The sequence below is a fragment of the Serratia sp. Ae19-1 genome, from assembly GCF_059801225.1.
Genome location: NZ_JBCHWD010000002.1, coordinates 1 through 24,712 on the forward strand (window position 1 = coordinate 1; position 24,712 = coordinate 24,712).

General features: G+C 61.1%; 21 protein-coding genes. 7 read left to right on the top strand and 14 right to left on the bottom strand.

Annotated elements, in window-relative coordinates; translation table 11 throughout:
* Positions 1-46 precede the first annotated feature (46 nt).
* Positions 47-2,215, bottom strand: a complete 2,169-nt coding sequence (locus tag AAIE04_RS05450; protein WP_498576642.1) for a YgiQ family radical SAM protein — start codon at positions 2,213-2,215, stop codon at positions 47-49.
* Between the two features lie 80 nt (positions 2,216-2,295).
* The gene (locus tag AAIE04_RS05455) at positions 2,296-3,030 is read right to left on the bottom strand and encodes a GntR family transcriptional regulator (protein ID WP_004937283.1); all 735 of its coding nucleotides are present in this window, start codon (positions 3,028-3,030) and stop codon (positions 2,296-2,298) included.
* A 657-nt stretch (positions 3,031-3,687) separates the two neighbouring features.
* On the opposite strand from AAIE04_RS05455, the gene AAIE04_RS05460 reads away from it, so the two are divergent.
* Both AAIE04_RS05460 and AAIE04_RS05465 read left to right on the top strand, forming a co-directional pair.
* A complete protein-coding gene (locus AAIE04_RS05460; RefSeq protein WP_019453052.1) occupies positions 3,688-5,085 on the top strand; it encodes a purine-cytosine permease family protein in 1,398 nt (465 codons plus the stop codon).
* Positions 5,082-6,014 (top strand): PfkB family carbohydrate kinase, encoded by a 933-nt coding sequence (locus AAIE04_RS05465; protein WP_025160101.1) that lies wholly within the window; start codon positions 5,082-5,084, stop codon positions 6,012-6,014. The genes AAIE04_RS05460 and AAIE04_RS05465 overlap by 4 nt, the downstream gene beginning before the upstream one ends.
* Positions 6,015-6,048: 34 nt before the next feature.
* Here the strand turns inward: AAIE04_RS05465 and AAIE04_RS05470 are convergent, their stop codons facing one another.
* Positions 6,049-7,299, bottom strand: a complete 1,251-nt coding sequence (locus tag AAIE04_RS05470) for a nucleoside permease (RefSeq protein ID WP_309530658.1) — start codon at positions 7,297-7,299, stop codon at positions 6,049-6,051.
* 81 nt (positions 7,300-7,380) lie between these two features.
* Positions 7,381-8,202, bottom strand: a complete 822-nt coding sequence (xapA, locus tag AAIE04_RS05475; RefSeq protein ID WP_063918732.1) for a xanthosine phosphorylase — start codon at positions 8,200-8,202, stop codon at positions 7,381-7,383.
* Between the two features lie 136 nt (positions 8,203-8,338).
* Between xapA and AAIE04_RS05480 the strand changes: the two genes are divergently transcribed.
* Entirely contained in the window at positions 8,339-9,250 is a 912-nt protein-coding gene (locus AAIE04_RS05480; protein ID WP_063918731.1) for a LysR family transcriptional regulator, read from the top strand.
* 17 nt (positions 9,251-9,267) lie between these two features.
* Here AAIE04_RS05480 and ftsP read toward each other — a convergent pair whose 3' ends face one another.
* From ftsP to parC, 4 genes are all read right to left on the bottom strand, one after another.
* Positions 9,268-10,683 carry a cell division protein FtsP gene (gene ftsP / locus AAIE04_RS05485; protein ID WP_019453057.1) on the bottom strand — a complete coding sequence of 472 codons (1,416 nt, stop codon included), beginning with the start codon at positions 10,681-10,683 and terminating at the stop codon, positions 9,268-9,270.
* A 132-nt stretch (positions 10,684-10,815) separates the two neighbouring features.
* On the bottom strand, positions 10,816-11,550 hold the full coding sequence (locus AAIE04_RS05490) for a 1-acylglycerol-3-phosphate O-acyltransferase (RefSeq protein WP_004937266.1): 735 nt from the start codon (positions 11,548-11,550) through the stop codon (positions 10,816-10,818).
* A 53-nt stretch (positions 11,551-11,603) separates the two neighbouring features.
* Positions 11,604-11,798, bottom strand: coding sequence for a hypothetical protein (locus AAIE04_RS05495; RefSeq protein ID WP_197667904.1), 195 nt, complete (start codon positions 11,796-11,798; stop codon positions 11,604-11,606).
* 3 nt (positions 11,799-11,801) lie between these two features.
* Positions 11,802-14,075, bottom strand: a complete 2,274-nt coding sequence (gene parC, locus AAIE04_RS05500) for a DNA topoisomerase IV subunit A (protein ID WP_498576643.1) — start codon at positions 14,073-14,075, stop codon at positions 11,802-11,804.
* A gap of 325 nt (positions 14,076-14,400) precedes the next feature.
* Here parC and AAIE04_RS05505 point away from each other — a divergent pair, with 325 nt between their 5' ends.
* Positions 14,401-14,982 carry an NAD(P)H-dependent oxidoreductase gene (locus AAIE04_RS05505; RefSeq protein ID WP_019453060.1) on the top strand — a complete coding sequence of 194 codons (582 nt, stop codon included), beginning with the start codon at positions 14,401-14,403 and terminating at the stop codon, positions 14,980-14,982.
* Between the two features lie 33 nt (positions 14,983-15,015).
* The gene (locus AAIE04_RS05510) at positions 15,016-15,324 is read left to right on the top strand and encodes a putative quinol monooxygenase (RefSeq protein ID WP_498576644.1); all 309 of its coding nucleotides are present in this window, start codon (positions 15,016-15,018) and stop codon (positions 15,322-15,324) included.
* Between the two features lie 8 nt (positions 15,325-15,332).
* Here AAIE04_RS05510 and AAIE04_RS05515 read toward each other — a convergent pair whose 3' ends face one another.
* From AAIE04_RS05515 to nudF, 6 genes are all read right to left on the bottom strand, one after another.
* On the bottom strand, positions 15,333-16,229 hold the full coding sequence (locus AAIE04_RS05515) for a LysR substrate-binding domain-containing protein (protein WP_019453062.1): 897 nt from the start codon (positions 16,227-16,229) through the stop codon (positions 15,333-15,335).
* A gap of 82 nt (positions 16,230-16,311) precedes the next feature.
* On the bottom strand, positions 16,312-18,207 hold the full coding sequence (gene parE / locus AAIE04_RS05520; protein ID WP_004937254.1) for a DNA topoisomerase IV subunit B: 1,896 nt from the start codon (positions 18,205-18,207) through the stop codon (positions 16,312-16,314).
* Positions 18,208-18,253: 46 nt separating this feature from the next.
* On the bottom strand, positions 18,254-18,838 hold the full coding sequence (gene yqiA, locus AAIE04_RS05525) for an esterase YqiA (protein WP_063918730.1): 585 nt from the start codon (positions 18,836-18,838) through the stop codon (positions 18,254-18,256).
* On the bottom strand, positions 18,838-19,665 hold the full coding sequence (gene cpdA, locus AAIE04_RS05530; RefSeq protein WP_019453065.1) for a 3',5'-cyclic-AMP phosphodiesterase: 828 nt from the start codon (positions 19,663-19,665) through the stop codon (positions 18,838-18,840). The genes yqiA and cpdA overlap by 1 nt, the downstream gene beginning before the upstream one ends.
* Positions 19,666-19,692: 27 nt before the next feature.
* A complete protein-coding gene (locus tag AAIE04_RS05535; RefSeq protein ID WP_004937244.1) occupies positions 19,693-20,118 on the bottom strand; it encodes a DUF1249 family protein in 426 nt (141 codons plus the stop codon).
* Entirely contained in the window at positions 20,118-20,750 is a 633-nt protein-coding gene (gene nudF / locus AAIE04_RS05540) for an ADP-ribose diphosphatase (protein WP_004937242.1), read from the bottom strand. Before nudF ends, AAIE04_RS05535 begins: the two co-directional genes overlap by 1 nt.
* Positions 20,751-21,097: 347 nt before the next feature.
* On the opposite strand from nudF, the gene tolC reads away from it, so the two are divergent.
* Together tolC and dhaR are read left to right on the top strand one after the other, a co-directional pair.
* Entirely contained in the window at positions 21,098-22,612 is a 1,515-nt protein-coding gene (gene tolC, locus AAIE04_RS05545; RefSeq protein ID WP_019453066.1) for an outer membrane channel protein TolC, read from the top strand.
* Between the two features lie 150 nt (positions 22,613-22,762).
* A complete protein-coding gene (gene dhaR, locus AAIE04_RS05550) occupies positions 22,763-24,712 on the top strand; it encodes a dihydroxyacetone kinase operon transcriptional regulator DhaR (RefSeq protein WP_498576645.1) in 1,950 nt (649 codons plus the stop codon).

The following is a 24,712-nucleotide window of genomic DNA, read 5'->3' on the forward strand; positions in this document are numbered from 1 at the left end:
GGAGAACCCGAGGGTTCTCCTTTTTGTTTGCCCGTGAGCCTGGCCGTTACGGCTTGGCCTTGCGAATCGGTTTGCGCGGCGGCCGGTTGGACGGCGTGCGCTGCCGATTGATGTCGGTGTGTTTGGTCAACGCCGGACGGGTATGGCGCTGCAGACGTTTCGCTTCGCGCTGCTCATCGATGCTCGGCGCCGGCACCAGGCAATCGCGACGGCTGCCGATCAGGTGCTTCAGCCCCATCTCTTCCAGCGCGGTGCGGATCAGCGCCCAGTTGGCCGGATCGTGGTAACGCAGCAGCGCCTTATGCAGACGACGCTGGCGATCGCCGCGCGGCACCACCACATCTTCGCTCTTGTACCCCACCTTGCTCAGCGGGTTTTTGCCGCTGTAATACATGGTGGTGGAGTTGGCCATCGGCGAAGGATAGAAGTTCTGCACCTGATCGAGGCGGAAACGGTTCTTCTTCAGCCACAGCGCCAGGTTCACCATGTCTTCATCACGGGTGCCCGGGTGCGACGAGATAAAGTATGGGATCAGATACTGCTCTTTGCCCGCCAGCTTCGAATAGTGATCAAACAGCTGCTTGAAGCGATCGTAGCTGCCCATGCCCGGTTTCATCATCTTCGACAGCGGGCCTTCTTCGGTGTGCTCCGGCGCGATCTTCAGGTAGCCGCCGACGTGGTGGGTCGCCAGTTCCTTGATATAGCGCGGATCTTCCACCGCCAGATCGTAACGTACCCCGGAGGCGATCAGGATCTTCTTGATGCCCTCCAGCGAACGCGCGCGGCGGTAAAGCTTGATGGTCGGCTCGTGGTTGGTATCCATATAAGTGCAGATCTCCGGATACACGCACGAGGCGCGGCGGCAGGTCTGCTCAGCGCGCGGGTTGGTGCAACGCAGCATATACATGTTGGCGGTCGGGCCGCCCAGATCGGAGATCACGCCGGTAAAGCCCGGCACCTTGTCACGGATCTCTTCGATTTCGCGAACGATCGAATCTTCCGAACGGCTCTGGATGATGCGCCCTTCGTGCTCGGTGATCGAACAGAACGAACAGCCGCCGTAGCAGCCGCGCATGATGTTCACCGAGAAACGGATCATGTCATAGGCCGGAATGCGATCCTGGCCGTAGGACGGGTGCGGTACGCGTTGATAAGGCAGGGCGAAGACGCTGTCCATCTCCGGCGTGGTCAGCGGGATCGCCGGCGGGTTGATCCACACGTAGCGATCGCCGTGTTTTTGCATCAGCGCGCGGGCGCAGCCTGGGTTGGTTTCATGGTGCAAAATACGCGAGGTGTGCGCATACAGCACCTTGTCGCCCTTCACTTTCTCGAAGGACGGCAGCAGCACGTAGGTCTTCTCCCACGGCTTCGGTTTGGCGGCGCGCACGGTGACAGGTTTGGCTTCCGGCTCTTTCGGCTTGGCGCCGTCGGCGCACGGCAGATCCTCGCCATACGGGTTCGGGATAGGTTCGATGCGGCCCGGCTTGTCGAGGCGGGTGGAATCCACGCCGCTCCAACCCGGCAGCGCTTCTTTGCGCATCACCGCAGTATTGCGGATATCGTGGATATCGCCGATCTTCTCACCGGCGGCCAGACGGTGCGCCACTTCCACCAGCGGACGCTCGCCGTTGCCGTAGATCAGCATGTCGGCCTTGGAATCCACCAGCACCGAGCGGCGCACGGTATCAGACCAGTAATCGTAGTGGGCGATGCGACGCAGACTGGCTTCAATGCCGCCCAGCACGATCGGCACGTCTTTATAGGCTTCTTTGCAGCGCTGGCTGTAGACCAGGGTGGCGCGATCCGGCCGCTTGCCGCCGACGTTGCCGGCGGTATAGGCATCGTCGTGGCGCAGTTTGCGATCGGCGGTGTAGCGGTTGATCATCGAGTCCATGTTACCGGCGGTGATGCCGAAGAACAGGTTCGGTTTCCCCAACCGCATGAAGTCTTCTTTATTGCTCCAGTCCGGCTGCGCGATGATGCCGACGCGAAAGCCTTGCGCTTCCAGCATGCGGCCGATGATCGCCATGCCGAAGCTTGGGTGATCGACGTAGGCGTCGCCGCTGATGATGATCACGTCGCAGCTGTCCCAGCCCAGTTGATCCATCTCTGCCCGCGACATCGGTAAAAACGGCGCGGTGCCAAAACATTCGGCCCAATAAGGCTTATAGGAAAACAGTTCACGATCGGGTTGGATCAGGCTGGTGGTGCTCATTCTGCTGCTCTTTTTACAGGTTAATTAATCGCCGGGCGGCGATTATACGCACTAGCAGCAAAAAGAGCATGGTTATTTCGCTAACCGTTCACTTCGAATTCATAAACGTCGCTGCGGCACAAAATATCGCTGAACTCCAGCGCCTCACCCTGAGCGTTGCGGCTGGTTTGGATGATGTGCAACAACGGCGCGCCGCACGGCACGTTCAGCAGTTCGGCGACCTCGTCGCTGCAGGACACCGCCTTCAGCAAAAAGTGTTTATCCTCCGGCACGATGCCGCGCGATTGCCATAACGCATACAGCGAGTGTTCCAGCTGCGCCGGTTCGGGCAAGAAGCGCGGTGGTATATAGGTGGTTTCCAGCGAGACCGGGCTGCCGTTCAGCAAGCGTAACCGCCGCAGTTTGATCACTTCATCCCCCTCCGCCAGTCCCAACGCCGCCGCGGCCTTGGCCGGCGCGCCGACTCGGGTGCGCAGCAGCCATCGATTGCTGACGCGGCTGCCATGACGCAGCGCCTGAGCGGTAAACCCGCTGTCCTTATCGAGGGAATAGCCGATGCGCATCGCCACGCGGGTGCCAACGCCCTGCTGCCGCGAAATCAGCCCCTTCTCCTCCAGCAGCTTCATCGCCTTGCTGACGGTGACACGCGACAGCGCCAAACCTTCCGCCATCTGCCGTTCCGGCGGCAGAAATGCCTCCGCCGCCAACACCTGCTGCCTGATCGCGGTTTCTATCGCCGTCGCCAGCTGAATATAACGCGGCGCTACCGCCCCCTGGGCCAGATGGCCACGCAGCCAGGCCATAAAATCCGTCATTCGCCAACCCTCTTGTCTCGCCATTTGTCCCTGGTTCGCCGTTATCCTATCGCCGGTTCGGCGACAAAGCCCCTCACCTTAACTAAAATATCGCTAATGTTTTCAGTGTGGCATCACAATTTTTGCCTAATGGACTTTCATTGGATCTAGATCGCGCGTAATCTGTGCTTATTGATGTTGATACATCAATCGCACCAACACCAGGGACCCACTTTAAAAACAATAAAAAACCCGCTGCCAGCCCTAAAGGATACCCTTGATGGCCGGTAGCGGGCCTATACTGTCAGCACAAACGGCCGAGAATAAGCAACGTAGCTAATGGATAGCCTGCTCACTGCTCATCGCCGCATCACAGGATCCCCTCGCGGTGGGCGAACCGGATCGATGTCGGCAAATAGAAAGGTTCCCGCTTCGCCAAACCCCGCTGCAGACCCACTCTTTGACTACACTCATTGGCGCCGTGCGGCCGACGTGCCTCACCCGAAAAGACGGGCATCGCCCTCACTTTGACAGACCTGGCGGCATCAGCCGCTATACACTGCGCGGTATCGACACCTGTCCCGACCGCGGGATAGCCAGCGTCAACCGCGCCAACGGAATCGATTTTCAGTCAACTGCGGCGGCCCTCGCGGCCCTGCGCAACAGGGATCATTTGCTATGACCGATATCAATCGCAATGAAGCATGGAAGGTAGAGAGCACCGGTATCGACCGGGTGCCTGACGCGGAGCAAACCGGTAAGCCCATCGAGCTGTTTTGGATCTGGTCGGCAGCCAATATCGGCATTCTCGGCGTGGTGTACGGCGCCATCATCGTCGGCTTCGGCTTGTCATTCCTGCAATCGGTACTCGCCGCACTGGTCGGCGTCGCCAGTTTCGTGCTGGTCGGCCTCACCAGCTTCGCCGGCAAGCGCGGGCGCACCTCTACGCTGACGCTCTCGCGGGTGATTTTCGGCCTGAAGGGCAACGTGGCGCCGACCCTGTTCAGTTGGATCAATCTGATGGGTTGGGAAGCGGTCAACGTGATCACCGGCACCCTGACGCTGGCGGCGCTGTTCGAGGCCTTCGGGCTCGGAACCAGCCACCTGCTGACCGCGCTCAGCCTGCTGCTGTTCGGCGGGCTCACTATCGTTGTCAGCCTGCTGGGGCAAAATACCGTGGTCTGGATGCAAAGCTGGTTCAGCCGCATCTTCGGCACCATGACGCTGATCGTGGTGCTGTATATCCTGTTCAATACCGAGTGGAGCCAGGTGCTGGCGCTGCCTTCCGGCAGTTGGTTAACCGGCTTCCTGCCTGCGGTCTCGGTGATCGCCGCCGGCACCGGCATCAGTTGGGCGATCGCCGGCGCCGATTACAGCCGCTATCAAAGCCCGAACTCCTCGAGCAAAAGCATTTTCGCCGCAGTGATGGGCGGTGCCTGCTTGCCGCTGATGCTGCTGATGCTGGCCGGCATCCTGCTTTCCGTGCAGTTGCCCGATCTGGCCAGCGCCGCCAACCCCATCGCGCTGATTGGCTCGGTGCTGCCCGCCTGGATGGCCATTCCTTATCTGCTGGCCGCCACCGCCGGCATCGTCACCATCGCGGTGCTCAGCCTGTATTCCGCCAGCCTTAACCTGCTGACCATCGGCGTGCAGGTCAAACAGTGGTTGGCGGTGTCGATCGACGCCGTAGTGGTGTTGGGCATCGCGCTGTATGTGCTGTTCATCTCCGGCGACTTTATGGGGCCGTTCATCTCCTTCCTGGTGTTCTGCGGCGTATTCCTGGCGGCCTGGGAGGCGATTTTCCTGCTCGATTACCTGTGCCTGCGCCGCCGCCACGGGTATGATGGCAACGCTTTGTACGGCCTGCATGGCCAGAACCGCGGCGTGCGCAAAGCCCCGCTGTTCTGCTGGTTCCTCGGCGCCCTGTGCGGCCTGCTGGTCACCAAAACCGGTTTTATCGACGGCCCGCTGGCCAAAGGCTTGTTCGCCGATTCCAGCCTGGGGCTGTTTGTGTCGTTTGCGGTGAGTCTGATCGCTTACGGTCTGTACCTGACCCAACGCAGAGAACATCAATGAGTGAGTGGGAAGCTGTAACACCTGTCCTGGTGATTGGGGGCGCGGTCGGCGATCTGGTGATGACGCTGCCGCGCCTGCCGACCAGCGGCGAAGATATCGAAGCCCAGCCGCAGGCGCGGCAAATCGGCGGCTGCGCGTTCAACGTGGCGCGCGCGCTGGTGCACCTCGAGGCGCCGGTGATCAACGGCATGCCGGTCGGCAACGGCGAATGGGGCGCGGCGATCGAAGCCGCTATGGGCGAGCTCGGGCTGGAGGTGCTGTTGCGTCACGGCCAGATGGATAACGGCTGGTGCCTGGCGCTGGTGGAACCGAACGGCGAACGCACCTTCATCACGGTTTCCGGTTGTGAAAGCCAGTGGAATAAAGCGCAGCTGGCCACGCTGCCGCTGGCGGAGCACACTCTGATCTACGCCAGCGGTTACGAACTGGCGGGCGAAAGCGGCGAGGCGCTGCGCGAGTGGCTGACGCGTATGCCGTTCGACCAACCGCGCCTGATCGATCCCGGCCCGCGCATCGCTCAGCTCAGCGAAGATTTCTTCGCCATGCTCAGCGACAGCCACACCCTGCTGACGCTCAACCGCGACGAGGTGGCCACGCTGTGCGGCGCCGGTGACGCCGTGGAAGCCGCGCAGCGCTATGCCGCCGCGCGTAATCTGACGCTGATTTGCCGCCTGGATCGCGACGGCGCATGGATCTGCGATGGCCGCACGCCGCCGCTGCACGTTCCCGCCTATCCGGTGGACGTGGTCGATACCATCGGCGCGGGCGATGCCCACTGCGCCGGTTTGCTGGCGGGCCTGTCCGCCGGCTGGCCGCTGCCGCAGGCGGTCGATTTGGCCAACCGGGTCGCCGCCTGCGTGGTGGCCAGCCTCGGCGCAGCCAATCCGCCGAGCCGGCAGCAACTGCAACAGCGCTTCCCTCAGGCCTGACGTTGCCGGGCGCAGCCTGGCTGCGCCCTCTGCCTCACTGCGCCGCCGCCGCGCTCTCCTGCGGCTGGTGGCGGTAGTTGAAGCTCAATGCGAAGACGATCCCCAGCACCAGCGTATACAGCGCAAACACCAACCAGATGCTCTGCCAGTCTTTCACGCCGTCATGGCTGAAGAAGTCCACCACCTCGCCACTGGCTAGCGCCCCCAGATAGGCGCCCAAACCGTTGACCATGGTCATGAACAGCCCCTGCGCGCTGGCGCGGATGCGGTGATCGGCCTCCTTCTCGACGAAAATGGCGCCGGAAATATTGAAGAAGTCGAACGCACAGCCGTAGACGATCATCGACAACAACAGCAGCACGAAACCAAAGCCGACCGGCGTGCCATAGGCCAGGAACAGGAAGCGCAGCGTCCAGGCCGCCATGCTGATCAACATGACCTGCTTGATGCCGTAACGGCGCAGGAAGAAGGGAATGGTGAGGATAAAGAACACTTCGGAGATCTGCGACAGCGACAGCAGCACCGCCGGATACCGGACGCTAAGGCTGTCCTGATACAGCGGATTGAGCGACAGATCGTGCAGGAACGGATTGCCGAAGGTATTGGTTATCTGCAGCGCCGCGCCAAGCAACATGGCGAACAGGAAAAACAGCGCCATGCGCCGCTGGCGGAACAGCACCAGCGCATCCAATCCCAGCACGCTGACCCAGCTCTTCGACTCGGCCGCGCGGTTGGTCGGGCAGCGCGGCAACGTCAGCGAGTAGGCGGACAGCAGCAGCGAGGCCGCAGATGCCAGATATAGCTGCAGGTTGCTGAGCTCGATTTGGCTGAAACCGACCAGCCACATCGCCAGAATGAATCCCACCGTGCCGTACACCCGCACCGGCGGAAAGTCCTTCACCGTGTCAAAGCCGTGTTTCTCCAGGCAGAAATAGGAAATGGCGTTGGAGAGCGCGATGGTCGGCATATAGACCATGGCGTTGAACAGCATCACCCAGAACATCAGCATCGGTTGTTCAACCTGCGCCGCACAGTACAGCGCCAGCGCCCCGAGCAGGTGGCAAAGCGCATACAGGTAGTTGGCCTTCATCCACCGGTCGGCGATGATGCCCGCCAGCCCCGGCATGACCAGCGCCGCGATGCCCTTGGCGCTGTAGACCATCCCCACCTGCATGCCGCTGAAATGCAGCGTGTTGATCATGTAGGAGCCCAGCGTCACCAGCCAGGCACCCCAGATAAAGAACTGCAGGAAAATCATTAACTTCAATCGTGTTTTTATCGCCATCGCCATCACCTTGTTATTATGCTTTCAACGATGATTGGTGCGGCGGGCCCCCTGCAGCCCGCCGCCGGTATGCTTGCGGTGTTACAGCGTTTTGAACAGCTCGCGGATCAGACGCATGAAATCGTCCGCCGCCAGCGCCGCGCAGCTGAGCGTTTGTTCATGGGAGAGCGGGGTATCCGACAGCCCTTCGGCGTAGTTGGTCATCGCGGACACCACCAGCACCTTGAGGCCACAGTGGCGCGCCGTCAGAACTTCCGGCACGATCGACATGCCCACCACGTCACAGCCGAGGGTCTGCATCATGCGGATCTCCGCCGGCGTTTCGAAGTTCGGCCCGGTGTACGCGGCGAACACCCCTTCCGCCAGCGGGATGCCGGCGCTTTCGGCCACCGCCGCCAACTGGGCGCGCAGATCGCGATCGTAAGCGTTCGCCAGGCTGAAGAAGCGCGGCCCGAAGCGATCGTCATTGGCGCCGACCAGTGGCGATTCCGGCATGAAGTTGATGTGATCGGTAATGGCCACCAGGCTGCCCGGTGCCACCGAGCGGCGCAGCGAACCGGCAGCGTTGGTCGCCAGCAGGAATTCACAGCCCAGCAACTTGAAGGTGCGCACCGCAGTCGTCATCACCTGCATGCCACGCCCTTCATAGAAATGACCGCGCCCTTTCATGCACAATACCGGCACGCCCTCCAGCTTGCCGGCAACCAGTTGCCCGGCGTGGCCGGCGACGCCGCTCACCGGGAAACCCGGCAGCTCCGCGTAATCGATGGTGACGGTTTCGGTCATCACCTCCGCCAGGGCGCCGAGCCCGGAGCCGAGAATCAAGGCCGCCTTCGGCTGGAAACCCGGCAGGCGGGCGCGGACGACATCGGCGCAGGTAAAAGCATCTTCTTGATTAAACATCGTATTCTCTCTTTCAGCGGGGGACAATAATGCCCATAGTAGAGAGCGAGGCATGGCCGAGACCAATACATTCTTGGCGGCTGATTTATTCCATTTACCTATAAGTTGAGCTGCGTCACAGGAGGCGTTACCCCGGATGAACCCGCCCCATGCCCTGCCCGATCCCGGTCGGATTAACTTCCGCCTGCTGCATTATTTCCGCGTGGTGGCGGAAGAGATGAATTTTACTCAGGCGGCGCGGCGGCTGAATATGTCACAGCCGCCGCTCAGCAAGCACATCAAAGAACTGGAAAGCCAGCTCGGGGTAGTGCTGTTCAAACGCACCACCCGCTCCATGACGCTGACGCCGGCCGGCCGCACGCTGCTGCGCAACGTCGAACGGCTGCTGGATCAGGCCGACAGCGCGCTGCATCAGGTACAACAAATGGGGCGCGGCGAAGGCGGCCACATGGTGGTCGGCATGGTCGGCACCTCAGCCTGGGGCGGTTTGATCGCGGCGCTGCGGCGCTTCAGCGAGCAGAGCGTCGGCGTCACCTGGTCGTTGAACGAGCTGACGCCCAGCCAGCAAATCGCCGCGCTGCAAAAGCGGCATATCGATATCGGGGTATGGCGAGAGGCGCAGCAGCAGACGCTGCCGGGATTGACCTGCCAACGGCTGGCGTGCGAAAGCATCGCCGTGGTGCTGCCGCTCGGTCACCCGCTGGCGCAGCAGGAAAATATTCCGCTGGCGGCGCTGCAGAACGACAGCTTCATTGTGCTGCCGCCGCATGAGGCCAGCCTGGGGCTGTATCTGCACAATCTGTGCCTGCAACAGGGATTCCTGCCGGACGTCGCGTATCAGGTTAACGAGCCGCAGACCCTGCTGGCGCTGGTGGCGGAAGGCTGCGGCATTACGCTGCTGCCGGACAGCTACGGCCGCATCCCATGGCCCGGCGTGCGGTTTTGCTCGCTGCAGCACGCGCCTTCGGCGGATCTGTACGCGGTATACCGCACCGACAGCGTGACACCGGTGGTGCAGGCCTTTTTGGAAATGCTGCGGGCGCCGTAAGCGGCCCGCAGAGCAGGTTACATCGCCGGCTGCACCATCAGCTGGCCGGCGGTGCCGCGGTCGGCCATCTCCAGCGTCTGGCTGTAATACAGGAACGGGAAGTGTTCGGAGGTGGGTTGGTTGAAATACACCAACAGCTCAACGTCGCCATCGACCCAGACGGTATCCTTCCAGCCGCGATCTTCCGCCATCGGCTGCGCGCCGTTAACGCGTTTGATCAGGAACTGCACGCCCTGAATATGGAACGCCTGCGGCGTATCCGCATGAATGTTCCAGCGTTCCCAGGTGCCTTGCTGCGCCTGCACGTCGATGCGATTCATGTCCCAAATCGCGCCGTTGATGCCGACGCCACCCTCACCCAGGCGGAAATCGCGGGTGCGGCTGGCGCTGCCGTCCAACAGCTGATCCGCCAGCAGGCGCATCGGCAGGTTGTCGGTCACCAGCGGCAGCAGGCCGGTTGGGCGTAGCGTCAGCACCTGAGTGGACACCAGAATGCTCGACGGTTCGAACAGGCCGCGCAGGCGATCCATGATGCCCGCCGCTTCACCGGCGGTGATGGTCACCTCGTCGCCCTTCGACATGTCGATCAGCACTTCCCGACGTTCCCCCGGCGCCAACGACAGCTGTTGCACCGCGACCGGCGCAGGCAGGAAGCCCTGATCGCTGGCGATCACGTTGAACGGCCGCCCGTCGCTGAGCTGCAGGGTATAACGCCGGGCATTGGAAGCGTTGAGCAAACGCAAACGCACCCAGCCGCGCGACACTTCGACATACGGGTTTTGCACGCCGTTGACCAGTAGCGTATCGCCGACGAAACCGCCCTGCGACGGTGCATCGTATTGCGGCGTGCCGAAGTTATCGAAGCGTTTGTCCTGAATGATCAGCGGGAAATCGTCGACACCGTAGTGGTTGGGCAGCGGCAGCGCTTTGCTGACGGCATCTTCCACCAGCCACAGCCCGGCCAGCCCGTTGTATACGTGCGGCGCCATACGGTTTGGCGTGTTGGCGTGGTACCAGCAGGTGGCCGCCGCCTGGCGAATAGGCAGCACCGGCGACCAGTCGACGTTAGGCGACATCATGCGCGGCGCGCCGCCCATCAGGGTGCCCGGCACCTGCAGACCGCTGATGGTCATCGCCACCGGCTCCTGCAGACGGTTGCTGTAGATCAGTTTGACGTCATCACCGCTGTAAACCCGCACCGTCGGCCCCAGGTACATGCCGTTGATGCCCCACACCGCCGCTTTGCGGTTATCCATAAACGCCCAGTGGGCGCGCTGCAAGGTCAGGAACAGCGGCTGACCGCGGCGAGATTCCAGCAGCGGGGGAATGGGTAACGGGGTCTGCGTTCCGCTCGCCTCAGCCCTCAGCGGCACGGCGCCCGCGCACAGCGCCAGGCCCGATGCCTGTAAAAACTGACGTCGACTGAGTGACATATTTTCTCCATGAAAAGCAATAACTAAACCGTGTGCAAAACCCAAACGCCCGCCAATCAAGATTAGCAGGCGTTCAGGCGTTAACGGCGCTGAACGCCAATTAAAACCTTATTCTTTGAAGCCGGTAGACTCTTATTTTTTTGCGGCGTTGCGCTGGGCGACTTCGGCGTCCAATTCGGCGATCTTCGCCTCCATCAGCTCGCGGCAATGGGCCGCCAGCTCGCGCACGTTTTCTTTGCCGTACTTGCTGGTATCCACCGGCGCCAACATCTCGACGATCACATGACCGTTATTCCAACGGTTAAGATTTATATTACCGCTGGTGGTGGATACGCAGATCGGCACAATCGGCACGCCGGCGGCGATGGCCGCGTGGAACGCGCCGGTTTTAAACGGCATCAGCCCGCGCCCGCGGCTGCGGGTCCCTTCCGGGAACATCCAGATCGAAATGTCTTTCTTCTTGAACTGCTCCGCCACCTGGGCGATGGTGCCGTGCGCCTTGGCGCGATTATCACGATCTATCAGCAGATTACCGGTCAGCCAATACAGCGGGCCGAAAAACGGGATCCACACCAGACTTTTTTTACCGACGGTCACGGTGCGCGGCTGCACGATATTGGAGGCCGTCACCATGTCGTAGTTATTTTGGTGGTTGGCGATATAGATGCAGTTGCCGTTGTTGGCCGCATCGGCCGGCACGCGGGTTTCAACCTTGATGCCGAACAGCGTCGACAGACGGCCGAAAAGATGGCCGAAGGTCGCCACATGGCGAGGGTTGCGCGGGCTGAACAAGCAATAAACAGAACCGAAAATACACACCAGAATACAGAAAAGAGTGGCGAGAACGGCACGCAAAATCAATAACATAACAACCTCATTAGCACACTGCCAACGCAGTTTACTTCGCTGCGCAGATTCCTTTACTCATTATTTGATTTGCCGGCAAGGCGGAAAGCACGCCCATGTCGCCTGCATTTCTCGCTATTTTCCCGCCCGGCGGCAGTACGCACAATAATTTTATGCGCAGAAATGTTAACTATTTGGAAAATAAACGCCAGCAAAAATAAATAAGGCGGCCACAGCACGCTGCGACCGCCCATTAACGCCAGCGCCAACGCTTACTCTTCGCTGTCGCCGCTCGCAGCCCGCACCGGCGCATCCACTTCGACGCGATCGATGCGCTGCAGGCCGCGCGGCAGCTGGGTGCCTTTGCGGCCGCGTTCCGCACGGAATTTCTGCAGATCTTCAGGACGCAACGTCAGCTTGCGTTTGCCGACGTGCAGCGTGACGGAGGCCTGCGGCGGCAGGACGAACAGCCAGGCCAGTTTGTCTTCGCCGGCCGCGGCCTGCGCCGCCGGAATGGAGACGATCTTGTTGCCCTTGCCCTTCGACAGCTGCGGCAGATCGGCGACCGGGAACATCAGCATGCGCCCGGCGGCGGTGATCGACAGCAGCATGTCGTCTGCGCCGTGGATCTCCATCGGCGGCAGCGCTCTGGCGTTGTCCGGCAGCGTGATCATCACCTTGCCGGCGCGGTTGCGCGCCACCAGATCGTTGAAGGTGCAAACGAAGCCGTAACCGGCGTCGGAGGCCATCAACAGTTTCTGATCGTCGGCCGCCATCAGCACCTGTTCAATGGTGGCGCCCGGCGGCGGCGTCAGCTTGCCGGTCAACGGCTCGCCCTGCCCGCGCGCCGAAGGCAGCGTCATCGGATCGAGCGCATAGCTGCGCCCGGTAGAGTCGATGAACACCACCGGCTGGTTGCTCTTGCCGCGCGCCGCGCCACGGAAGCTGTCGCCGGCCTTGTAGCTCAAACCGCTCGGATCGATATCGTGACCCTTGGCGCTGCGCACCCAGCCCATTTCCGACAGCACGATGGTTACCGGCTCGGACGGCACGAAGTCGTGCTCGCTCATTGCCTTGGCTTCCGCACGCTCGGTCAGCGGCGAACGGCGATCGTCGCCGTAGGTCTGCGCGTCGGCCTGGATCTCTTTCTTAATCAGCGTGTTCAGCTTGCGCTCGGACGCCAGCAGCGCCTGCAGCTGATCGCGCTCTTTCGCCAGCTCATCCTGTTCGCCGCGGATCTTGACCTCTTCCAGCTTGGCCAGATGGCGCAGTTTCAGCTCGAGAATCGCTTCCGCCTGGGTGTCGGAGATGCCGAAACGCTGCATCAGCACCGGCTTCGGTTCATCCTCGCTGCGGATGATGTGGATCACCTCGTCGATGTTGAGGAACGCCACCAGCAAACCTTCGAGGATATGCAGACGCTTCAGCACCTTCTCGAGGCGGTAGTTCAGGCGGCGGCGCACCGTATCGCGACGGTAGGCCAGCCATTCGGTGAGGATCTCCACCAGCCCTTTCACCTGCGGGCGGTTGTCCAGACCGATCATGTTCATGTTGATGCGGTAGCTGCGTTCCAGATCGGTGGTGGCGAACAGGTGATTCATCACCTGCTCCAGATCGATGCGGTTGGAGCGCGGCACGATCACCAGACGCGTCGGGTTTTCGTGGTCGGACTCATCGCGCAGATCTTCAACCATCGGCAACTTTTTAGCGCGCATCTGACTGGCGATCTGCTCCAGCACCTTGGCACCGGACACCTGATGCGGCAAGGCGGTGATCACCGCGCTGCCATCTTCTTTCTTCCACACGGCGCGCATGCGCACCGAACCGCGGCCGCTCTGGTAGATCTTACGAATTTCATCGCGCGGGGTGATGATCTCGGCTTCGGTCGGGAAGTCCGGCCCCTGCACGAATTCGAGCAGATCGTCGAGTGAAGCGCCCGGCTTGTCGAGCAGCGCCACCGCAGCGGCGGCGACTTCGCGCACGTTATGCGGCGGAATATCGGTCGCCATGCCGACCGCGATGCCGGTGGTGCCGTTCAGCAGGATGTTCGGCAGACGCGCCGGCAGCATCTTCGGCTCTTGCAGCGTACCGTCGAAGTTCGGGATCCAGTCGACCGTGCCCTGACCCAGTTCGGCCAGCAACACTTCGGCGTATTTGGACAGGCGCGATTCGGTATAACGCATCGCCGCGAACGACTTGGGATCGTCCGGCGCACCCCAGTTCCCCTGGCCGTCCACCAGCGGATAGCGGTACGAGAACGGCTGCGCCATCAGCACCATGGCTTCATAACACGCGCTGTCGCCGTGCGGGTGGTATTTACCCAACACGTCGCCCACGGTACGGGCGGATTTTTTGAATTTGGCGCTGTTGTTCAGCCCCAGCTCAGACATGGCGTAGATGATGCGGCGTTGTACCGGCTTCAAACCGTCGCCAATGTACGGCAACGCCCGATCCATGATGACGTACATGGAATAGTTCAGATAGGCGTTTTCAGTGAATGTGTGCAGCGGTAAACGCTCTACACCGTCATGAGTCAGATCACTCATTACTCAATTATCCTCAGACCGTGGCTTGGCAATCCCTTGGACGACAAAAGGCATCGCTTGTCGATTCTGCCCGCGATAGTAACCCATCTGCGGGGTAGCTGTCACAGTTGGCGCAAGGATCGCCGGCGACGGCCGGTTGCGCTATGCGGTTTATGCAAAATTTCGCTCTCTGGCGGCCTGTTTATTGACTGGCAGTCAACACTGTTGTGCGCCAGATCGCATTTTTACCTGCGCGGCTAACGATTACACTCACCGCCAGCTAGGTAGTTTCCCCCCTTTCGGCGGGAAGCATGCCATATCTTAACTCTGACGGGAGCCGCGAAAGATGAGCAATATCCTGATTATCAACGCTAAAAAGCAATTCGGCCATTCTAACGGCGAACTCAACCAAACCCTGAGTGACGTGGCGGAAAGCTTCCTGCGCGATCTGCAGCACGATGTGCAGGTCACCGTGGTCGACGACGGCTATGACATCGAGGCCGAAGTACAGAAATACCTGTGGGCCGACGCGGTCATCTATCAGATGCCGGGCTGGTGGATGGGCGAGCCCTGGATCCTGAAAAAGTACATCGATGAAGTGTTCACCGCCGGTCACGGCAGCCTGTACGCCAGCGACGGCCGCACCCGCACCGACGCCGGTAAAAAATACGGCTCCGGCGGCCTGATCCAGGGCAAGAAATACCTGCTGAGCCTGACCTGGAACGCCCCGCTGGAAGCTTTCACCGATCCCGATCAGTTCTTCCACGGCGTCGGCGTCGATGGCGTTTATCTGCACTTCCACAAAGCCAATCAGTTCCTGGGAATGGAAGCGCTGCCGACCTTTATCTGCAATGACGTGATAAAACAACCGGATATCGAGACGGATATCGCACGTTATCGCGAGCATCTGGCGAAAATTTTTGCTTAACTGAGCCAGAATATCTTCATTAACGAGGCAAGCATGATCACTGTAATTGCAGAAATCAAAGCCAAACCGGGCCACCGCGCCACCGTACTGCAAGCCATTGAAAAATTGGTGCCACTGGTGCTGGCGGAAGAAGGTTGCGGCGAATATACGCCGATGATCGACAGCAATACCCAAGCCCCCTGGCAGAAGCTGTCGCCGGATTCGGTATTCATGCTGGAGAAATGGGAAAGCATGGCGCATCTGGAAAAACACCTGGCGATTGAGCACATGCTCAAACACCGCGACACCCTCAAGGACAGCGTGCAGGGCACCGAGATCTACATTCTGGAAAACGCCCTGTAAACCCCGCCTTATAACGTCTGCGCGTCGATGTGCGCGCTGACGTAGTCAAGAAAACAGGTGATGCGCGCCGCCAATTGCGTATTGCGGTAATAAACGGCATTGATCGGCTGGCGCACGTCCAGCGTCTCCTGTTCCAGCAACGTCACCAGCCGGCCCTCTTCACGATCGCGGCGGGTCATGAAGTCTGCCAGCTGTACGATCCCCTCGCCTCGCAGCGCCAATTGCCGCAGCGTTTCACCGCTGGATGCAGCCAGGGTTGGCGTGATGGTGAAATGTGGCGCCTGGCGATAACGCAACGGCCACTGGTTCAGCGATTCCGGCTGGGTAAAACCCAGCAGGCAATGATGATGCAGCTCATCCACGCTCTGCGGCACACCGCACCGCTGCAGATAAGCCGGGCTGGCGAGAATGCGCAGCCGGCTGGCCCCCAGCGCGCGCGCGTGAATGGTCGAATCACGCAGCACACCGATGCGAATGGCGATATCCGTGCGTTTTTCCAGCAGATCGATAATCAGGTTGTCGGTGTTCAGTTCGAGCGAAATTTGCGGATAGCGTTCTCTGAACCCGGCCACCATCGGCACAATGACGTGCTCCATGAAAGGCGCGGCCGCGTTGATCCGCAACCGCCCGGCAGGCATTTGCCGGCGCACCGCCATTTGCTCCTCGGCATTTTCCACCGAGCTGATGATCGTACGCGCATGGCTCAGGAAACTCTGCCCCTCTTCGGTCAGCTCTAAGCGACGCGTGGTGCGGCGCATCAGGGTGGTATCGAGCTTGTTCTCCAGGCGGCTGAGCGCGCGGCTGATGCCGGAGGTGGTCTGGCCGAGCTGATCGGCGGCGGAGGTAATGGAGCCGCTGTCGACCACCGAGGTGAACGCCAGCAATTCTTCGAGCGTGATCTTCATGCACTCCGCCCCAGGTTATCGGGCGCCGCATGAACGCCCTGCGGGAAAGCAGGCCCGACGAACCGCCGGGCCAGGGTCAGGCTCAGACCGCCAATTCGGCCATGTCGCCCTTGTCTTGCAGCCAGTTGCGGCGATCTTCCGAGCGCTTCTTGGCCAACAGCATGTCCATCACCGCCAGCGTCTGATCGACGTCATCCTCCGCCACCGTCAGCTGCACCAGACGGCGGGTGTTCGGATCGAGGGTGGTTTCGCGCAGCTGCAGCGGGTTCATCTCGCCCAGGCCTTTAAAGCGCTGGACGTTCGGCTTGCCCTTCTTGCGCTTCAGCTGTTCCAGCACGCCGGCTTTTTCTTCTTCATCCAGCGCGTAGAACACCTCTTTACCGAGATCGATGCGGTACAGCGGCGGCATGGCGACATAGACGTGGCCGCCTTTCACCAGCGAACGGAAGTGGCGCACGAACAGCGCGCACAGCAGCGTGGCGATGTGCAAGCCGTCGGAGTCCGCATCCGCCAGAATGCAGATTTTGCCGTAGCGCAGCTGGCTGAGATCTTCGCTGTCCGGATCGATGCCGATCGCCACGGAAATGTCGTGCACTTCCTGCGAGGCCAGCACTTCGTCCGAGGAGACTTCCCAGGTATTCAGGATCTTGCCCTTCAGCGGCATGATCGCCTGATATTCGCGATCGCGCGCCTGCTTGGCCGATCCGCCCGCCGAGTCCCCTTCCACCAGGAACAGTTCGGTCATGGCCAGATCCTGCGAGGTGCAGTCCGCCAGCTTGCCCGGCAGCGCCGGCCCGCTGGTCAGCTTCTTGCGCACCACTTTCTTGGCGGCGCGCAGACGGCGCTGGGCGCTGGAAATCGCCAGCTCGGCCAGCTGTTCCGCCGCCTGAACGTTCTGGTTCAGCCACAGGCTGAAGGCGTCTTTCACCACGCCGGAAACGAAGGCCGCGCACTGACGCGAGGAGAGACGCTCTTTGGTCTGCCCGGCGAACTGTGGATCCTGCATCTTCACCGACAGCACGTAGGCGCAGCGATCCCAGATATCCTCCGCCGACAGCTTCACGCCGCGCGGCAGAATATTGCGGAATTCGCAGAACTCGCGCATCGCGTCCAGCAACCCCTGACGCAGGCCGTTGACGTGGGTGCCGCCCTGCATGGTCGGGATCAGGTTGACGTAGCTTTCGGTCAGCAGCTCACCGCCTTCCGGCAGCCACAGCAGCGCCCAGTCCACCGCTTCGGTGTCACCGGCGAAGTTGCCGACGAACGGCGCTTCCGGCAGTGTGATCAGGCCGTTGACCGCTTCCATCAGGTAGTCGGTCAGGCCGTCCTGGTAACACCAGCGCTGTTCGGTGTTGTTCACCTTGTCGATGAAATAGATCTCGACGCCGGGGCACAGCACCGCTTTGGCCTTCAGCAGGTGAGTCAGGCGCGATACCGAGAAACGCGGGCTGTCGAAGAACTGTTCGTCGGGCCAGAAGTGCACGCTGGTGCCGGTGTTGCGTTTGCCGCAGGTGCCGGTCACCGTCAGATCTTGCACCTTGTCGCCGTTTTCGAAGGCGATGCTGTAAACGTTGCCATCGCGGCGCACGTTGACTTCCACCCGCTTCGACAGGGCGTTGACCACCGAGATGCCAACGCCGTGCAGGCCGCCGGAGAACTGGTAGTTTTTATTCGAGAATTTACCGCCGGCGTGCAGCCGGCACAGGATCAACTCAACCGCCGGCACGCCCTCTTCCGGGTGGATGTCCACCGGCATGCCGCGGCCGTCGTCGATCACTTCCAGCGACTGATCGGCGTGCAGAATCACGTCGATGCGCTTGGCGTGGCCGGCCAACGCTTCGTCGACGCTGTTATCGATCACCTCTTGGCCGAGGTGGTTTGGGCGCGTCGTGTCGGTATACATGCCGGGACGACGGCGCACTGGTTCTAGACCGCTGAGTACTTCAATGGCATCAGCGTTATAGCTGGATTGAGTCATCGTTGATTATTTTTTCGTGGTTAAAGGGAGGTGCCGGAACGGTCCGTCAGACCGCGTTTAGCCCTAAAAAATCCACAATCTGGGGGAAGTAGTGCTCGAAACCGACGAAGGCGTGGTTTCCACCCGACTCCACCGTTTGCCGACACGCGGTGTAATACGCCACTGCCTGGCCGTAATCGAGAATTTCATCGCCCGTTTGCTGCAGCAGCCAGATTAAATCCGGCGACTCCAAAGGATCGATCTGCATCACTTTCAGATCGTAAACGTGCCGAGACTCTAACACATATTGCTGGCCGGTGTAGGGGTTCTCGTTGGCGCCGAGGTAGTCGACCAGCAGCTCAAACGGCTTGACCGCCGGGTTGACCACCACCGCCGGCAGCGAAAAACACTGCGACAGCCAGGTGGCGTAATAGCCGCCCAGCGATGAGCCCACCAGCCCGAGCGTTTGCCCGGCGCGTTCCAGCACCAGGTTCTCCAGCATCTCGGCGGCCTCCGCCGGAAACGCCGGCAGCTGCGGCACCAGCATCTCGATATCGGGATGACGCTCGGCCAGCCAGGCCTTGAAGGCCACCGCCTTGGCCGACTGCGGCGAGCTGTTGAAACCGTGCAGGTAGAGCAGTGTCGAAGGCATCAGTATCCATCCGAGTCCATATCGGGGCGGAAGTCGTCGTTTTCCAGGCGGAACACCTGCGTCTCGACGCGGCCGTCCGGCAGCAGATCGAGGTAGCGCCAACCGGGAGAGACGTCGTCGATGGTAAAGTTAGTGCAGTGCGGCTTGAATTGCACGCAGGTGGACGGCGTCGCCAGCAGACGCCGGCCTTGCCATTCCAGATCCAAATCCTGGTGAATGTGCCCGCACACCACGGTGTTCACTTTCGGGTAGCGCAGCAGGATCGCCCCCAGCATATGCGGGTTGCGCAGGCTGTGCTGATCGAGCCAGGTACAGCCGGAAGGCAGCGGATGATGGTGCAACAGCAGCAGCGTATAGCGCTCGGGGTGAGCCTGCAGGCAGCGCTCCATCCATTCGAGCTGGTATTCGCTCAATTCGCCGTGCGGTACGCCGAATACCTGGCTGTCCAACATCAGCACCTGCCAGCTGTCGCCCAGCAACACCTGCTTGGAAGGGGCGATGCCGGCGGCGGCCAACGCGTCGACCATCGCCGGTTGAAAATCGTGGTTGCCCGGCAGCCACACGCAGGGAGCCGGCAGTTGCGCAATGCCGGCGGCAAAGTGGCGGTACGCCGCCTGCGAATGATCCTGCGCCAAATCTCCCGTGGCGACGATCAGATCGACATCGCGGCGCTGCGCCTGAATGGCCTCCAGCACCGCGTGATAACTGCGATAGGTATTGATGCCGAGCAGCGTCTCGTGTTCGCCGGCAAAAAGGTGGGTATCTGTTATTTGTAGAATCCTGACCGCGGCCCCACTCGCCACAGGCAGTTTAAACAGGCTTTCCAAATGGTGTCCTTTGTTATTTCAGTCTGTCTAACAAACCGGAACCGCCATCGCTCCATGCGCCAAACAGTAGCGCAGCCAATCAGCAAGAAACTGGTTAATTTGATGCTTTTCGTCGCGTTGATGCAACTTTTTATTAGGATAATCATAACGCGCTTTAAAGCGGTAGATCTGCTGACTGGAACACACTTCCGCAACCATGGCGTCATGGTATAACCGCACCGTCATCGCGGGCAGGCTCCAGTAGCTGACCGCCGGAAAAATCTGCTCGATCTCCACCAGCGACGTGTAACGCGTGGACTCAACGATGGTCAAACGATAGCCGGCGCCGTTCACCTGATAAGTTACCGTTTCACCCGCTTCGTCGTTGCGCGGCAGCAAGCGGCGCAATTGCGCGAAGTTGGTTTCGCACAATCTCATCATTTCGGGGAAATCAGGGGTATAGCGCTGTTTCATTAGTTGGCCCACTCTTTTCTCAACGATTCATGGTGCAACGCCAGCCATTGCAATGCAATCACTGATGCGGCGTTATCGATCGCGCCCTCTTCGACCCAACGGTAAGCCTGCTCGCGGCTGACCACGTGGACGCGGATATCTTCATGCTCTTCCGCCAGGCCGTGGATGCCTTCGGCGGTGCCGGCGTCCACCTCGCCGACCATGATCGACAGACGTTCGCTGGTGCCGCCGGGGCTCGCCAGGTAGCTCAGCACCGGTTTGCAACGTCCGACCACCACGCCGGCCTCTTCCTGCGCTTCGCGGCGGCACACGTCTTCGACGCTTTCGCCGGTTTCGATCATACCCGCCACCATTTCCAGCAGCCAGGGCGAATTACTGGTATCGACCGCGGCGATGCGCAGTTGTTCAATCAGCACGACTTCGTCGCGCACCGGATCGTAAGGCAGCAGCACCGCCGCATGGCCGCGCTCGAAAATTTCACGCGTGATTTCAGGGCTCATTTCGCCATTGAACAAGCGATGACGGAACCGGTATAAATTGAGTGAAAAAAAACCACGGTACAGCGTCTCGCGTGCAATAATCTCTACATCTTTTTTGTCGAAAGTGACGGGCGACGGCTGCGAACGGTTCATTAGCGAATTCTCCTGCGTGAGTATGCCGATAAAATAAACGGTTTTGATGACAGAAACAGCGGGACTGTCCGCCGCGGCTTTATGTTAGGCTGTTTTTCGCCGCCGGATGCGGCACGTTTGTGCGCTCGCATGTAATAGTGGGAAACAATCCGGATTGTCAGCCATAATATCAGCTGCAGTCGACCCAGGCAGTACGTCAAGGTAAATAGGCGGTCTGAAAGGTAAAAGTTGCGCGAGATGGCACATTCAGCCACCTGATGCGCACCGCAGACTCTGCTAGAATCGGCAACTATTTCGTCTATCGTCAGCGCTAACATAGCAATATTGCTGCACAACAAGGAATGCAAATGAAGAAACTGCTCCCCCTTCTTATCGGACTGAGCCTGGGCGGCTTCAGTGCAATGAGCCAGGCAGAGAACCTGCTGCAGGTCTACAAACAGGCCAGGGAAAGTAACCCGGATCTGCGCAAAAGTGCTGCTGACCGCGACGCCGCATTCGAAAAGATCAATGAAGCGCGCAGCCCGCTGCTGCCGCAGCTCGGCCTGAGCGCCGGTTACAACTACAATAACGGCTATCGCGACAGCAACGGCGTCAACAGCAATGTCACCAGCGCTTCGCTCGGCCTGACCCAAACCATTTTCGACATGTCGAAATGGCGCGCGCTGACGCTGCAGGAAAAGACCGCCGGCATCTCCGACGTGACCTTCCAGACGGCGGAACAGCAGCTGATCCTCAATACCGCTACCGCCTATTTCAACGTGCTGAGCGCCATTGACACGCTCTCCTATACCCAGGCGAACAAACAAGCGGTTTACCGTACGTTGGATCAAACCACCCAGCGCTTCAACGTGGGCCTGGTGGCGATCACCGACGTGCAGAACGCCCGTTCCTCCTACGACACCGTGCTGGCGGCCGAAGTCACCGCCCGCAACAACCTGGACAACGCGCTGGAAGCGCTGCGCCAGATCACCGGCACCTTCTATCCGGAGCTGGCCTCGCTGAATACCGATCGCTTCAGCACCCAGCGCCCGGAAGCGGTGAACAACCTGCTGAAAGAAGCGGAAGCGCGCAACCTGAGCCTGCTGTCCGCCCGTCTGAGCCAGGACCTGGCGCGCGAGCAGATCCGCTCTGCGCAGACCGGTTATATGCCGACGGTCAACCTGAATGCGTCGACCGGGATCACCAATACCCGTTACAACGGTTCCGCCACTCACGACACGCTGAGCTCCAGCCGTTACAGCAATTCTGATGCCGGCCAAAACCAGGTGGGCGTTTCGATCAGCCTGCCGCTGTACAGCGGCGGCGCAACCAACTCGCAGGTGGAACAGGCGCAGTACGGCTTTGTCGGCGCCAGCGAGCAGCTGGAAAGCGCCCACCGCGGCGTGGTGCAGACCGTGCGTTCGTCGTTCAACAACGTCAACGCCTCGATCAGCAGCATCAACGCCTACAAACAGGCGGTGATCTCCGCGCAGAGCTCTCTGGATGCGATGGAAGCCGGTTACCAGGTGGGTACCCGCACCATCGTCGACGTGCTGAACGCCACCAGTACCCTGTATAACGCCAAGCAGCAGCTTTCCAGCGCGCGTTATACCTACCTGATCAACCAGTTGAACATCAAGTCGGCGCTCGGCACGCTGAACCAGAACGATCTGCTGACGCTGAACGGCGCACTGGGCAAACCGGTGTCGACCGCGCCTGACGCCGTCGCGCCGCAGAACCGTGCTCAGGACGCCTACGCGGACGGCTATCAGGACAACGCGCCGATGCAACAGGTCGCCGCGCCTGCGCCAACCGCTACCCGCGCTGCCGCACCGGCCGTCAGCCAGCCGGTTCGCAACAGCGGCAACCCATTCCGCAACTGATGCGCGCACGTTGATAAACACGGGGTTCGGCCTGCGCCGCACCCCGTTTTTTTTGCCCTATTTCCCCCGCTTCTGCCCACCGCCTCACAGCCGCCGCTGCGCCAGGTGGTATCATCGTCACTCTCGTTTTCGCAGTCTGGATGAGGTTCGATGGACAACGATTCACGCTGGCAGCGTTTGATTAACGACGGCGAACTGCCGCCGCCACTGCGCCCGACGCAGGCGGTTTACGCCTCCTGGCTGCGCTGCCGCAGCCTGATGCAGCCCGAGGTCTGGCAAGCGCCGCACCGCGCGCAGGGCGCCACCTTCGAATCGATTTGTCGCCGCAAGAACGACCTGCTGACGCTCGGCCAGGCGGCGCTGGAAGACGCCTGCGAATACATGGAGCCGCGCCGCTGCCTGCTGATGATCCTCGACGAGAGCGGATGCATGCTGTGGCGCTGCGGCGACGCCCAAACCTGGGAGCATTTGCAGCAATTGGGGTTCGCCCCCGGCGCTTATTGGGCAGAGGGGCAGATCGGCACCAACGCCCCGGCGCTGGCGGCGGCGGAAGGCCATCCGGTGCGAGTGAGCGGTGAAGAACATGTGCGCCGGGCGCTGCACGGCTGGTCGTTCTGCGCCACGCCGGTTTACGACAACAGCGGCCGTCAGCGCGGCTCGATCGCGTTGGGCTGCCTGCTGACCGATTGCGCCGCCGGCGATTTGTCGCTGACGCTGGCCATCGCCCGCGAAATCGGCAATTCACTGAACGCCGACGGCCTGCTGGCGGAGTCCAACCGTCATCTGAATCAGCTTTACGGCCTGCTGGACGGCGTGGACGACGGCGTAATGGCCTGGGATCACCGCGGCTACCTGCAATACATCAACCAACGCGCCGCCGGCCTGCTGAAGCTGGACGAACAGCAGAGCCAGGGCAAACCGCTGGCGCAACTGCTGACGCTGCCTGCCCTGCTCAAACGCGCCATCGCCGATCGACAACCGCTGCAACACGTCGAGGTCACCTTCGAAAGCCAGCGGCAGTTTATCGCCGCCTTGCTGACGCTAAAGCCGATTTTCGACGGCGATCGCTGCAGTTTCATCGCTCTGCTGCACCCGCTCGAGCGATTGCGCCAGTATGTCAGCAGCCAGTTGGGGCGCGTCAGCCACAGCTTCGAGCAGATGCCCTCCGCCTCGCTGGAGATGCGGCGGCTGATCCGTTATGGGCAGCAGGCGGCCAAAGGCCAGCATCCGATCCTGCTGCGCGGGGAGGAAGGCGTCGGCAAAGAGCTGCTCAGCCAGGCCATCCACAACGCCGGCGAACGCGCCGCCGGGCCGTATATCGCCCTCAACTGCCAGCTGCTGCCGCAGGCGCAGGGGCTACGTGAACTGCTGGGCAGCGACGCCAGCGAAGAAGAGGCCGGTCAGCTCAGCAAATTCGAATTGGCCAACGGCGGCACGCTGTACCTCGAACAGATCGAATACCTGCCGGCGGAGATGCAGTCGGCGCTGCTGCAGGTGCTGAAAACCGGCGTAGTGATCCGCCTCAATTCCAGCCGGGTGATCCCGGTCGATGTGCGGGTGATCGCCGGCAGCGCCGCCGATCTGCCGCTGCTGGTGCAGCAAAACCGCTTCCGCCGCCAGCTGTTTTACAGCCTGCAGGCGTTCGAGATCCAGATCCCACCGCTGCGTCAGCGGCTGAGCGATATTCCGCTGCTGGTCAAACACCATCTGCGCACGCTGGAGCAGCATTTTCAGTGCCGCTTTCGGGTGGATGACGAAGTGATGACCCAGTTGGCGCTCTACCTGTGGCCGGGCAACGATTTGGAACTGAAAGGGGTGGTGGAGCGCGCGGCGATGATCTGCCACGGCCACCACATCCAGCTGGCGGATCTGCCGGCGCACCTGCTCGGCCAGCCGTCACTGCTGGAGAGCGATCCGCAGCCCGGCGCGCCGCTGTTGACGCTGACGGACATGGAGCGCCAGGCGATCCTCCGCGCGGCGACCGTCAGCCGCGGCCAGCTGACGGAGATGGCGCAGCTGCTGGGCATCGGCCGCACCACCCTGTGGCGGAAGATCAAACAGCACGGGATCGACATCCGCCAGTTCAAGCTGCGCGCCTGA

Coding starts and splice junctions, on each gene's coding strand:
- AAIE04_RS05505 (WP_019453060.1), top strand. CDS start 14,401: ATGAGCAATATCCTGATTATCAACGCTAAAAAGCAATTCGGCCATTCT.
- nudF (WP_004937242.1), bottom strand. CDS start 20,750: ATGAACCGTTCGCAGCCGTCGCCCGTCACTTTCGACAAAAAAGATGTA.
- AAIE04_RS05460 (WP_019453052.1), top strand. CDS start 3,688: ATGACCGATATCAATCGCAATGAAGCATGGAAGGTAGAGAGCACCGGT.
- AAIE04_RS05455 (WP_004937283.1), bottom strand. CDS start 3,030: ATGACGGATTTTATGGCCTGGCTGCGTGGCCATCTGGCCCAGGGGGCG.
- yqiA (WP_063918730.1), bottom strand. CDS start 18,838: ATGCCTTCGACACTGCTCTACCTGCACGGTTTCAACAGCTCGCCGCAG.
- AAIE04_RS05480 (WP_063918731.1), top strand. CDS start 8,339: ATGAACCCGCCCCATGCCCTGCCCGATCCCGGTCGGATTAACTTCCGC.
- AAIE04_RS05490 (WP_004937266.1), bottom strand. CDS start 11,550: ATGTTATTGATTTTGCGTGCCGTTCTCGCCACTCTTTTCTGTATTCTG.
- ftsP (WP_019453057.1), bottom strand. CDS start 10,683: ATGTCACTCAGTCGACGTCAGTTTTTACAGGCATCGGGCCTGGCGCTG.
- AAIE04_RS05450 (WP_498576642.1), bottom strand. CDS start 2,215: ATGAGCACCACCAGCCTGATCCAACCCGATCGTGAACTGTTTTCCTAT.
- AAIE04_RS05535 (WP_004937244.1), bottom strand. CDS start 20,118: ATGAAACAGCGCTATACCCCTGATTTCCCCGAAATGATGAGATTGTGC.
- AAIE04_RS05515 (WP_019453062.1), bottom strand. CDS start 16,229: ATGAAGATCACGCTCGAAGAATTGCTGGCGTTCACCTCGGTGGTCGAC.
- AAIE04_RS05470 (WP_309530658.1), bottom strand. CDS start 7,299: ATGGCGATAAAAACACGATTGAAGTTAATGATTTTCCTGCAGTTCTTT.
- xapA (WP_063918732.1), bottom strand. CDS start 8,202: ATGTTTAATCAAGAAGATGCTTTTACCTGCGCCGATGTCGTCCGCGCC.
- parC (WP_498576643.1), bottom strand. CDS start 14,075: ATGAGTGATCTGACTCATGACGGTGTAGAGCGTTTACCGCTGCACACA.
- AAIE04_RS05465 (WP_025160101.1), top strand. CDS start 5,082: ATGAGTGAGTGGGAAGCTGTAACACCTGTCCTGGTGATTGGGGGCGCG.
- parE (WP_004937254.1), bottom strand. CDS start 18,207: ATGACTCAATCCAGCTATAACGCTGATGCCATTGAAGTACTCAGCGGT.
- dhaR (WP_498576645.1), top strand. CDS start 22,763: ATGGACAACGATTCACGCTGGCAGCGTTTGATTAACGACGGCGAACTG.
- AAIE04_RS05510 (WP_498576644.1), top strand. CDS start 15,016: ATGATCACTGTAATTGCAGAAATCAAAGCCAAACCGGGCCACCGCGCC.
- tolC (WP_019453066.1), top strand. CDS start 21,098: ATGAAGAAACTGCTCCCCCTTCTTATCGGACTGAGCCTGGGCGGCTTC.